The sequence below is a fragment of the Psychroserpens sp. AS72 genome, from assembly GCF_038900375.1.
In the GTDB taxonomy this organism is placed as follows: Bacteria; Bacteroidota; Bacteroidia; order Flavobacteriales; family Flavobacteriaceae; genus Psychroserpens.
Genome location: NZ_JBBMRC010000016.1, coordinates 1 through 12,023, shown reverse-complemented (window position 1 = coordinate 12,023; position 12,023 = coordinate 1). Strand labels below are relative to the sequence as shown.

At 32.3% G+C, this 12,023-nt stretch carries 11 protein-coding genes; 9 read left to right on the top strand and 2 right to left on the bottom strand.

What is annotated here, in order from left to right:
- Nucleotides 1–54: 54 nt before the first annotated feature.
- Together WNY78_RS18255 and WNY78_RS18250 are read left to right on the top strand one after the other, a co-directional pair.
- On the top strand, nt 55–819 hold the full coding sequence (locus WNY78_RS18255; RefSeq protein ID WP_342874666.1) for an SDR family NAD(P)-dependent oxidoreductase: 765 nt from the start codon (nt 55–57) through the stop codon (nt 817–819).
- Nucleotides 820–899: 80 nt separating this feature from the next.
- Nucleotides 900–1,907 (top strand): sugar kinase, encoded by a 1,008-nt coding sequence (locus tag WNY78_RS18250; RefSeq protein ID WP_342874665.1) that lies wholly within the window; start codon nt 900–902, stop codon nt 1,905–1,907.
- On the opposite strand, the gene WNY78_RS18245 is transcribed toward WNY78_RS18250, so the two are convergent.
- Nucleotides 1,887–2,927 (bottom strand): LacI family DNA-binding transcriptional regulator, encoded by a 1,041-nt coding sequence (locus WNY78_RS18245; RefSeq protein ID WP_342874664.1) that lies wholly within the window; start codon nt 2,925–2,927, stop codon nt 1,887–1,889. The genes WNY78_RS18250 and WNY78_RS18245 overlap by 21 nt on opposite strands.
- A 139-nt stretch (nt 2,928–3,066) precedes the next feature.
- Between WNY78_RS18245 and WNY78_RS18240 the strand changes: the two genes are divergently transcribed.
- From WNY78_RS18240 to WNY78_RS18210, 7 genes are read left to right on the top strand one after another with little or no spacing between them, the layout of a single operon-like run.
- Nucleotides 3,067–4,113: a sugar kinase gene (locus WNY78_RS18240; RefSeq protein ID WP_342874663.1), complete on the top strand. Its 1,047-nt coding sequence runs from the start codon at nt 3,067–3,069 to the stop codon at nt 4,111–4,113.
- A gap of 6 nt (nt 4,114–4,119) precedes the next feature.
- On the top strand, nt 4,120–4,569 hold the full coding sequence (locus WNY78_RS18235; protein WP_342874662.1) for a YhcH/YjgK/YiaL family protein: 450 nt from the start codon (nt 4,120–4,122) through the stop codon (nt 4,567–4,569).
- A gap of 7 nt (nt 4,570–4,576) precedes the next feature.
- Nucleotides 4,577–5,794: a 6-phosphofructokinase gene (locus WNY78_RS18230; protein WP_342874661.1), complete on the top strand. Its 1,218-nt coding sequence runs from the start codon at nt 4,577–4,579 to the stop codon at nt 5,792–5,794.
- 15 nt (nt 5,795–5,809) lie between these two features.
- Nucleotides 5,810–6,478 (top strand): bifunctional 4-hydroxy-2-oxoglutarate aldolase/2-dehydro-3-deoxy-phosphogluconate aldolase, encoded by a 669-nt coding sequence (locus tag WNY78_RS18225; protein ID WP_342874660.1) that lies wholly within the window; start codon nt 5,810–5,812, stop codon nt 6,476–6,478.
- An 8-nt stretch (nt 6,479–6,486) separates the two neighbouring features.
- A complete protein-coding gene (locus WNY78_RS18220) occupies nt 6,487–7,014 on the top strand; it encodes a LacI family DNA-binding transcriptional regulator (protein ID WP_342874659.1) in 528 nt (175 codons plus the stop codon).
- An 18-nt stretch (nt 7,015–7,032) separates the two neighbouring features.
- Entirely contained in the window at nt 7,033–7,863 is an 831-nt protein-coding gene (locus WNY78_RS18215; RefSeq protein ID WP_342874658.1) for a DMT family transporter, read from the top strand.
- Nucleotides 7,864–7,886: 23 nt separating this feature from the next.
- Nucleotides 7,887–8,345, top strand: a complete 459-nt coding sequence (locus WNY78_RS18210) for an RNA methyltransferase (RefSeq protein ID WP_342874657.1) — start codon at nt 7,887–7,889, stop codon at nt 8,343–8,345.
- Nucleotides 8,346–8,510: 165 nt separating this feature from the next.
- Here WNY78_RS18210 and WNY78_RS18205 read toward each other — a convergent pair.
- On the bottom strand, nt 8,511–12,023 hold a 3,513-nt coding region (locus WNY78_RS18205; RefSeq protein WP_342874656.1), incomplete at its 5' end, for an HYR domain-containing protein.

The following is a 12,023-nucleotide window of genomic DNA, read 5'->3' as shown; positions in this document are numbered from 1 at the left end:
ACACCGTAAAAATTTAAAAAACAAAAATAAAAATAGATTAAAATAAAATATATTATGAGTAAAAATAAAGGAAAAGTAGCTGTAGTAACAGGAGCAACAGGAGGAATCGGCTTTGCAGTAGCAGAACGATTAGGTAAAGATGGGTATACTGTTATTTTAAACGGTATAGATGATAAAGCAGGAGCTGAAAAATTAAAGCAACTTACAGATGAAGGTATTACTGCTGAATATTACGGTTTTGATGTAACAAGTGATGAAGCTGTAACATCTAACATCAAAAAAATTGGTGATAAATACGGTAGAATAGATGTACTAGTAAACAATGCTGGTGGATTAGGTGGAAGATCTCGTTTTGAAGAAATGACAACTGACTTTTACAGATTTGTTATGGCTCTAAACCTTGATTCTGTATTTTTTGCATCTAGAGCTGCAATACCTTACTTAAAAAAGGGAGAACATCCTTCAATTATTAACTATACATCTAACGCTGGATGGACTGCAGGTGGACCAGGAGCTGGTATCTACGGAACATCTAAAGCAGGAGTTCATGCAATAACTAGAGCATTAGCAAAAGATTTAGCAGAATATGGTATTAGAGTAAATGCAGTATCACCTGGTACTATTGATACGCCATTTCATGCTCAAATTAAAGCAACAAAGCCAGAAGTTTTTGCATCTTGGGCAAACAATATTATGTTAGGTAGGTTAGGTCAACCAGAAGATGTAGCTGGTGTAATATCTTTCTTAGCGAGTAAGGATGCTGCATTTATTACTGCTGAAACTATCCAAATTGGTGGTGGTCAAGCTTTAGGTATCTAAACAAACTATTTAATAAAAAGTTTAAATGCCTTTCAATTTTGAAAGGCATTTTTTTTGTATTTTAATTAAAATTATCAACTATGAATCAAACTGTAACATTTGGTGAAGTTTTAATGCGTCTCTCTCCTTTAGGAAATAAAAAGTTCATGCAATCTAATCGTTTGGAATTTTATTTTGGAGGAACAGAAGTCAATGTTGCTATTTCAATTGCAAATTTTGGTGGTAAAGTAAGACATGTTTCATCTATATCAGACGATTTTATAGGAGATACTGCAAAATCATATTTAAGAAAATTTGGAGTAAGTACAGCTGGAATTGTACGTTCTAAGCGTCCTTTAGGTATCTATTTTTTAGAAGTAGGTGCTGTTATGCGTCCTAGTGCAATTTCTTATAATAGGTCTCATTCCGCTTTTTCTGAAATAACACCAGAAATGGTAAATTGGGAAAAGTCTCTTAAAGGATGTACATGGTTTCATTGGACAGGTATTACACCAGCGCTTTGTGAAGGAGGATATCATACATTAAGAGAAGGCTTAATTTTAGCCCAAAAAATGGGTGTTGAAGTATCTGTAGATCCTACATACAGAAGTGGGTTATGGAAATATGGAGCAGAACCAAAAGAAACTCTATCAGATTTATTACAGTACTGTACTATATTTATTGGTGGTATTAATGAAATGAATGAAGTTTTAGGATCTGATTACGACTATTCAAACGAAGATTTTATTGAAGCAAGTAAACAGTTGATTGAAGAATTTCCTAGCATAAAAAAAACATTTGATAAAATTAGAACTCCAATTAATGCGTCATGGCATAAAATACGTTCTAGAATGTGGAACGGAAATGAGTATAGAGAAACTGTAGATTTAGATATTACGCATATTGTTGATAGAATAGGTACTGGTGATGCTTTTGCTGGTGGATTAATTTATGGATTACAACATTTTGATGATGATTATAAAGCAATGGAATTCGCTGCTGCAGCAAGTGCTTTAAAACATACTTATGAAGGTGATGTCAATTTTTCTAATGTAGATGAAGTATTAAATATTATAGAGGGTAATACTTCAGGTCGATTTAATAGGTAAATCTCTATCAGATGAACTTCTTATTATCAATTCAGATTTTAAAATATTTTTCTCCAATTTAGGCTTCCAATTTTTAGCTTTAATTCGCTTAATAAATGTTTCTGCTGCAATTTTCCCTATTTGCTTGCTGTGTTGTTTTACAGTTGTAATGGTAGGACTAACTAGAGATGTAAATGGCTCATTTCCGAAGCCAACTAAACAAATTTCTTGAGGGACTTTTATATGGTGTTCATTTAAAACTTGAAGTGCACCTAAAGCAGCATAATCACTAGCAACATAAACAGCGTCTGGTGGATTATCTAAAGCAAGTAGTTCTTGCATTTTTATTCTACCATCTTCAAGGGTTAAACTGCTTTCCACTATAAGATCATCATCGTGTGGTAAATTATGTTTATGAATCGCATCTATAAAACCACGTATCCTATTATTAAAAATTCTAGTACGTCTAAAACCACCAATATGAGCAATACGTTTGCAACCTTTAGAAATTAAATGTTCTATGATCATATGACTACTGTCATAATCATCTATGCCAATATAATCTACATTTAAGTCGTTTTCACCTCTATCAAATAAAATTAATGGAATTCCTTTAGATTTTATTTTTTCATAATGAGATAAATCTACAGTCTCATTTGCCATAGAAGCAATTATTCCGTCAACTTGAGTAAATAGGAGAGTGTCAATATTTTTACATTCTTTTTCAAAAGATTCATTAGATTGAGTAATGATAATATTGTAACCAGCTTTATTAAGCACGCCTTCCATGTTTTCAATTACAGAAGAAAAGAAATTACTATTTGTTCTGGGCACAATTACACCTACCAAATGACTTTTTCCGCTTCTTAATGCACTAGCTAAATGATTGGGTTGATAATTCAACTCTTTGGCAACGCGCTTTACAGCTTTTTTAGTTTTAGCGCTAATCCTTGAATCATCGTGCATTGCTTTTGAAACAGCAGCAGGTGAGATATCTAAAACATTAGCGATGTCTTTTATGGTAGTTCTTTTTTTATTCACTTAGTTTTTATATATTTGCTTAATCGTTTAAGCAAAAGTATTGTTTTAACTTGATAAAATCAAAATATCACTGTTTTGATTTTATTTTTAGTAATCTGCTTAAACGTTTAACCAAACAATAATAAATTAAAATTATACAATGAAAAAAGTAGTCACTTTTGGAGAAATCATGTTAAGATTAGCTCCACAACAATTTTTGAGATTCTCACAAGCATCAACATTTGATGTCGTTTATGGAGGAGGAGAATCTAACGTAGCAGTATCATTAGCTAATTATGGTGTGCCTGTAGATTTTGTAACACGTTTACCAAAAAATGATATTGGTGCTTGTGCAATGATGGAAATGCGTAAGAGAGGTGTTGGTGTAGATAATATCATATATGGTGGAGACCGTTTAGGAATTTACTTTTTAGAAACTGGAGCAGTAAGTCGAGGGAGTAAAGTAGTTTACGATCGTGCACATTCTGCAATTTCAGAAATCACACCAGGTATGGTGGATTGGAAATCAGTTTTTAAAGATGTGGCTTGGTTTCATTGGACAGGTATTACACCTGCAATTTCTCAAGGTGCTGCAGATGCTTGTTTAGAAGCTGTAAAAGTAGCTAGCGAAATGGGTGTGACTATTTCTACAGATTTAAATTACAGAGCAAAGCTTTGGACATTTTGTGATGATGCTCATAGAGAAAAAATAATGACTGAATTAACATCATATTGCGATGTTGTATTAGGAAACGAAGAAGATGCTGAAAAACATTTTGGTATTCATCCAGAAGGTTTAGATGTTCATAAACATGGTCATGATGTTAAAGCAGAAGCATTCTTATCTGTTTGTAAACAAATGATGGAAAAATTCCCAAGAGCTAAAAAAGTAATTACAACGTTAAGAGGTTCAATTTCTGCATCTCATAATACTTGGGCTGGAGTTTTATATGATGGTGAAAAAATGTTTGAAACACGTCAGTATCAAATAACTGATATTGTTGATAGAGTAGGTGGTGGAGATTCTTTTATGGGAGGATTAATCTACGGATTATTAAAATATCCTGAAGATGATCAAAACGCATTAGACTTTGCAGTTGCAGCTTCTTGTTTAAAGCATACTATAAAAGGTGATGCTAACTTGGTAACTGTTGCCGAAGTTGAAAAGTTAATGGGTGGAGATGCATCTGGAAGAGTAGCAAGATAAATTGTAATGATAGTAGATACGCTAAATAACGCTAAAGCTTACAGTAGCTTACATCCTTTGTTTGAAACAGCATTTGATTATATAAGTCATAAAGATATACTAAGTCTTGAAGACGGGAAATTTGAAATTACTGAAGGCTTAAAGCTTATTGTCGCAACTGGTGACGCTAAATCAAAAGAAGAAAGTTTGAAAAAATTTGAATGTCACGACGCGTATATCGATATTCAAATCTGTGCAAAAGGTTTAGAAACAATTGCTTGGAAACCAAGAGAAAAATGCACTATTAAAAATGGAGATTACGATCCAGAAAGAGATAGACGTTTTTTTAATGATAAGCCAGATATGTTTTTTCAATTAACAGATAATCAGTTTGCTATTTTCTATCCTAATGATGTTCATGCTCCTATGATTGGAAATGGTGAAGTGAAGAAATTAGTATTTAAAGTTAAAATCTAATTTTAAAATGAAAAAATCAATAGCGATTATTTGTGGTGGTGGACCAGCACCAGGAATTAATACTGTCATAAGCACATTAGCTAAAACTTTTATTAAAGATGGCTATGAGGTTATTGGTGTACATCATGGGTATCAAGGCTTATGTTCTGATAATCCTGAAGTGAAGATTTTCGATTTTCATCATGCTGATCGTATTTTTAGTCGAGGTGGCTCTACGCTTATTATGAGTAGGTTTAAACCAAAAGACAGCGATTTTAATGCCAATTTTTTCAAGAATAATAATGTGAAACTTTTGGTTACTATTGGAGGCGATGATACAGCATCTACTGCAAATAGATTAACCAAATATTTAAATACTCAAAGTTTAGAAGTTGCTCATATTCATGTTCCTAAAACCATAGATAATGATTTGCCTTTGCCTGATAGAAATCCTACGTTTGGATTTCACACAGCTAAAGACGAAGGTGTTAGAATTGGGAATACGGTTTATGAAGATGCAAGAACAAGTGAAAACTGGTTCGTCGTTTCAGCAATGGGACGATCTGCTGGTCATTTGGCATTTGGGATTGCTTCGGCTTGTCATTTTCAAATGATGATTATTCCTGAAATGTTCAATAAAACTAAAATCACATTTGATAAATTAATCAATATGATTATTTCTTCAATCGTGAAATGTAAAATTGAAGGTGTTGAATATGGTGTAGTATTGATAAGTGAAGGCGTTTTTCACTTTATGGATGAAGACGAAATTATTAATTCAGGTATTAATTTTACATATGATGATCATGGTCATCCAGAATTAGGAAATGTAAGCAAGTCCCATATATTTAATTATTTATTACAAGTAAAATTAAAAGAAATTGGTCTAGAAATTAAATCAAGACCAGTTGAACTTGGTTACGAATTAAGATGTTGTAACCCAATAGCATTCGATCTAACATTATGCACTTTATTAGGTATAGGTGTTAAGAAATTATACGATCAAGGAATTACTGGTTGTATAGTTAGTGCAAATTCAAGTGGAGATATTAAGCCATTATTTTTAAAAGATTTTGAAGATGAAAATGGTAAAATTCCGCCTAGATTGGTAGATATCAATTCGGATATGGCACAACTATTTATAGACAATCTGTTTTTTATAAAAGAAAAAGATTACAAAAAAGCGAAAGCATATGTATCTAATCCAGAGGCATATGATTTCAAAAAAATATTAAACTGGAATTAAAAAAACATCAATATTATGGCAAATTATACAAGAATAGAAGTTGCAAATGTTATGAAACAAACCGGAATGGTTCCATTGTTTTATAATTCAGATTTAGAAATAAGTAAAAAAGTAATCAAAGCGACTTATGATGGTGGTGCTCGTTTACTAGAATTTACAGCAAGAGGTGATTTTGCTCACGAAGTTTTTGGTGAGCTTAATAAATGGGTTCTTAAAGAATTACCAGGAATGATTATGGGAGTTGGTTCTGTTACAGATGCTGCATCTGCCTCTCGTTTTATGGCTTTAGGAGCAAATTTTATTGTAACACCTGTTTTAAGGGAAGATATAGCAATAGTTTGTAACAGACGAAAAGTTGCTTGGTCTCCAGGTTGTGGTTCTTTAACTGAAATTTGCCGTGCTGAAGAATTAGGATGTGAAGTTGTAAAATTATTTCCAGGTGGTATTTATGGTCCTGATTTTGTGAAAGCAATTAGAGGTCCTCAACCTTGGACAAGTGTGATGCCAACAGGTGGTGTTTCTCCAACAAGAGAAAATTTAGAAGGCTGGTTTAAAGCTGGAGTAACTTGTGTTGGTATGGGTTCTAAGCTAATAGCAAAAGGAGCAGACGGTAACTATGATTTAGCTAAAATTGAAGCAGATACTAAAAATGCTTTGGCTATAATTTCTGAGCTAAAAAAATAAAACAATTAATGTATCAATCTACTATAACCCTTAAAAGTATATCTATATTATCTGGATACTCTGTTTCAACAGTTTCTAAAGCTTTAAACGGAAAAAGTGATATTAGCTCTAAAACTAAAGAGCTCATAAAAAATATTGCTGTAGAACACAATTATGTGCCTAATTTTTCTGCTTTATCTTTAAGAAAGCAGCAAACTAAAACCTTAGCCATAATTGTTCCAGAAATAGCAGACTCTTGTTATGGTAGTATTATTTCAGAAATACAAGAATTTTCTTTTAAACATGGTTATAGATTACTTGTGTTTCAATCTTTTTATTCTCAAGAAAAAGAAGAACAATGCTTAAAAAATATAAATGATGGCAGTGTTGATGCTGCCATCATGATTTCTAATTTCAAACAAGATAATTCCTCAATTTTTATTAATAATCAATTACCTATTGAGTATATTGAAATTTCAAATCATCAAAGTAAAAAAAGTCTAAAAGAGCAAGTAATTATAAGTTTTAAAAAATCTTTAAAACAATTAATAAGTTAGCTTTTAATACGTTAATACATGTACAAAAAAGCTATAATTTATATGTCAATTAGTGCTTTGGCCTTTGCACTATTAAATGTTTTTGTAAAAAAGTTAGGTTATTTTAACGTGTATCAAATCGTTTTTTTTAGATCTATTGGTACGTTACTTTTTACATTTCCTTTTTTAATTAAAAATAAAATTTCCTTTTTAGGTAATAAAAAATTGTTACTTATTTCTAGAGGTATTGTTGGTTGCGTAGCAATGACATTATTCTTTATGTCTATCAAGCATCTTTCAATGGGTTCTGCCGTTTCTATTAGATACATTTCTCCCATTTTCGCTGCGGTTTTTGCCTTGTTTTTATTAAAAGAAAAAATAAAGTATTTACAATGGTTCTGTTTTGGAATAGCATTTTTTGGCGTTGTTCTTTTAAAAGGTTTTGACAATCAAATAAATAATATTGGATTACTCTATGCCATCTCTTCTGCTGTGTTTACTGGTTTAGTTTATATTTTTATTAGAAAGATTGGAAATAGCGATCATCCTGTCGTTATCATTAATTATTTCATGATTATCTCTGCAATAATAGGTGGAGTTCTATGTGTAAATAATTGGACGAATCCAAAAGGTATAGAGTGGTTATTACTTTTAAGTTTAGGTGTTTACGGATACTTTGGGCAATTATATATGACTAAGGCTATCCAAACTACAGAAATTAATCAAGTCGCACCTCTAAAATATATTGAAGTGATTTTTACCATGATAATAGGTGCTATTTGGTTAGATGAAACTTATACGTTAGTTAGTTTGTTAGGTATTTTATTAATTCTAACTGGACTAATTTTAAATTTTGTTATAAAACGTTAAACACTATTACTATTTTTGATGTTATGATTAATAACTTCGAAAATGAGTTCTTCGGAATAGGAATCCAAAACGGAAAAACACCAGAAAATCTTGGCGTACTTTGGCGCTCAGCGCAAAATTTGGGTGCGAGTTTTATTTTTACCATCGGAAATAGATACGCTAAACAAGCTAGTGATACTCACAATGCAGTAAAGTCTATGCCTTATTTTCATTATGATACTTTTGAAGACTTTTTTAATAATCTACCTAAAGGTGCTAGAATAGTTGGTGTCGAATTAACAGATGAAGCCGAAGATCTTGAAACATTCCACCATCCAAGACGTTGTGTCTATTTACTTGGAGCAGAAGATCACGGACTCACAACTCAGGCTATTAAAAAGAGCCATTTTTTGATTAAATTTAAATCAGAGTTGAGTCTTAATGTTTCCGTAGCAGGTAGTATTGTAATGTATGATAGAGGCATAAATAAGCCAAGAACATAATATTATCGCTAATTTATTTCTTATTAATACGTCATAAAAGTTGATTTAGTGAAATTATTTGGAAACTCTAATTATAAGATAGCTACTCTGATTGATTCTTTCTATATATTGTAAATAAAAACCCTTCAGAATCCTGAAGGGTTTTTGTTTTAGTTAAGATAATTATTAATACTTCACTAACCTTTCAGTGGCTAGTTTTCCATCTTGAATTACTTTTATGATATACACTCCACCTTGAAGTTCTTTACCAAATTTATAAGTACGGTCTGGATAAAATTCACTAGAATGTACCAACTTGTTGTTTAAATCAAATACTTTGATTTCAGCTTTATCATAAATGTTATCAGTAATCAATCTTAAATTGAATTCAGAATCTGATGGGTTTGGCCAAGATTTAACTTCAAAAAGACCAATACGACTTGATGAATTCTGAAGTTCTACATGACCCCAAGGATAATTGGAAGTATAGCGTATATAATATTTACCTCCTATTTTAGCTGGTAAATTTGTAGAATACATATTAGTAAAGTCCTGACCGTTTATCTCTAATGATTCTAATGACCAAGAGTTTACTATGTCTATATCATCAGTGGTTTCCCAACAGTATTCATCAGTACCATCAAATACATAAGGAACTGCAATTTCAATCGGGTCTTCACAACCTAAGCCAGTATCTTCATTATCTTCAAAACCATTGATTTCAAAATGACCCCAATCAAAATTAGAAACATAACGTATATAATATTTACCATCAATTCTATCAGGCATAATTGTAGTGTACTGGTTGGTATAATTAACACCATTGATTTCTAATGATTGTAATGACCAAGAGTTTATGAAATTAATAACTCCTGATGTTTCCCAGCAGAACTCTCCTACACCTTCAAAAACAAACGGTAAAGGTATTTCTGCTGAATCACTACAAAGAGAACCATCATTTGGTGCTGGGCAAGGACTGCAAAATGTGTCTGAATTCCAAATCACATTTTTATTGCCTTTAATGTTCTTACCAATAAATAGTCCTGTTAAATATGTTGGCGTTCCATTATTACCTTTTACATCAATGTTATTATCGTTTGCATGTATACGTGCAACAATCAAAGAGCCTTTATTTATATCAACTTGATTATTGACATAGACAGTTACCATATTTCCATCAGAATTAAATATTGAATTGTTACCAAAGTTTAATTTTTTATTAATTAAAACATTAGTACAGCCTGAAAATTCTATGATTGTATTGTTCTCTGTTGTCAATTCATCTATATGAACATTTGGTTCGGTAAATATAGCAGTTCCGCCATTTTTAATAGTAATCTTACCATATACAGTTTCAGATAGTGTTACTGTTGCATTATTATTTATTGTAACATTCGGACTTTCACTATTAGATTGAATATTATAAACAAATGATGGAATTATTGGATTAGCTGGCGAATAAACTACTGTTCCAACTGAACTTCCTCCATTAATTTGTATTTGAGATGCTTGTGCAAAATCTACAATATTACTTGCATTATGAACCTTGATTTTTTTGCCTACTCCAATGACGCCTACACCTCCAGATTGTACAAGATTGTTATTTTGTAAATGAACTTCATCTGTTGCTAAAATGGTATATGCTGAAATCAAGTTTCCTGGATCAAATCCTGTGACCTCATACTCAAAATAACGATCACAATTGGTTTGCGAGGTTATAATAACACCATAAGTACCATTGCCTGGCACTTCAATGCTTTTAGTATTCTCACCAGTATTCCATAAATAGGAACTAATGTCACTATCCGTTTGCCCTGAAACTGTTGTGGTCTCTGCGGTCAATACCAATACGGCTCCTTGACAGAATTCTGGAAGTGGACTTTCAATTATCGTTACGTCTGGTATAATACCTTCTACGGTAACTGTAGTAGTACAAGAAGCTGTATTTCCATTACTATCTGTTAGTGTAAGTGTTACTGTATTACTACCTATTTCATCACAGGTGAAGCTGTTAGGTGTAACAGATAAACTTTCAATGCCACAAGCATCATTACTACCATCTGCGATGGCATCGATATCAGATTGTGTCAAAGCGTAATTTCCAGTACTATCTAATTCAACTGTAATAGGTGAGCAACTAACCGTAGGACTTACATTGTCTTCCACAATTACAGTTGCTGTTTCTGTTGCGCTATTTCCGTTGACATCTTCTACTGTAAGTGTAACAGTGTTTACACCAACATTAGAACAATCAAATGTGCTAGGAGACACAGATATATTTAAGATCTCACAATTGTCGCTAGAACCATCATTAATATTGTTTGCAGAAATAATAGCAGTACCATTAGCGTCTAGTTGAACAGTTATGTCTTGTGTTAATACTATTGGATTTACATTATCTACTACAGTTACAGTAGCAGTACACGTGCTTGTATTACCATTACTATCTGTTACCATTAAAACAACTGGATTATCACCAATATCGTTACATGTAAAATCTGTAACACTTAATGATAAACTAGCTATACCACAGGCATCATTAGAACCATTGTCTACTGCTGAAGCAGTTGTGCTTCCGTTTCCATTAGCATCTAATTCTACAGTTACGTTTTGACAAATAGGTTCTGGAGGTGTAACATCTAAAATGGTAACATTTCCTTCGCATGTAGAAACATTGCCACTAGTATCTGTAACAGTAAGTATAACATTGTTTGCTAATTCTGTAATTTCTATTTCATGTGCTCCTAATTGAGAGAATGTGTTTTGTGGATAAGAGCTCCATTCTGTAGCTAGATTTGCTACAAAAGTATTTATATTACCTTGTAATACATCTAAATTTCTAACGAGCGTTGTACCACTTGTTGATACTGAACCAGAACTCCATCCAGTACCTGGATCAATTCCTATTTCTCCAATAATATCAACAGCATTTCCATTTGAGACTAAAGCTATAGCATCATTTCCATCAATTCCGAAGGCACCAGTTTGATTGGCAACAACGTCTGCATTTGGAGTAAAAGGATTACAAACCACATACACCTCTCTATCTGCGATTACACCTAATAAAGGAACAGTGTAAGTAGGAGTTGAGCTTCCATCAATATAGAAGTTAAGTGTGTAGTTACCTGCATTAAGATTTATATCATTACCAGTTCCATTAAAGATTTCAATACAATCATCGTTATTATTTCCATCAACATATTCTGATATTATTAAAGCATCTAAATCACCACCAATATCACTACAATCGAAAGTAGTTTGTGATAATGAGATACTTGCAATTCCACAATTATCTGTTGAGTTACCATTAATATCATTTTCAGAAATAGTACCATTTCCAAATTCATCTAACTGAACTTGTAAGCTTAAACAATCTACAATTGGTGCTTCAGTATCATTAACAGTCACATCAAAACTACATGTTGCAGTATTTCCAGAATCGTCAGTGACTAAAAAAGTATTGGTTGTTGTTCCTACAGGAAATTGACTTCCAGAAGCAATACCAGCTGTTTGAGTTATCGTTTGACCTGGACAATTATCTGCAGAAGTCACACTGTATGTTACGATTGCACCACAAATACCTAAATCAGTATCTTGAGTAATGTCTCCAGGACAAGCAATAGTTGGATTTTCATTGTCTACAACAGTCACATCAAAGCTACAAGTCGCTGTATTTCCAGACGCATCTGTTACTACAAA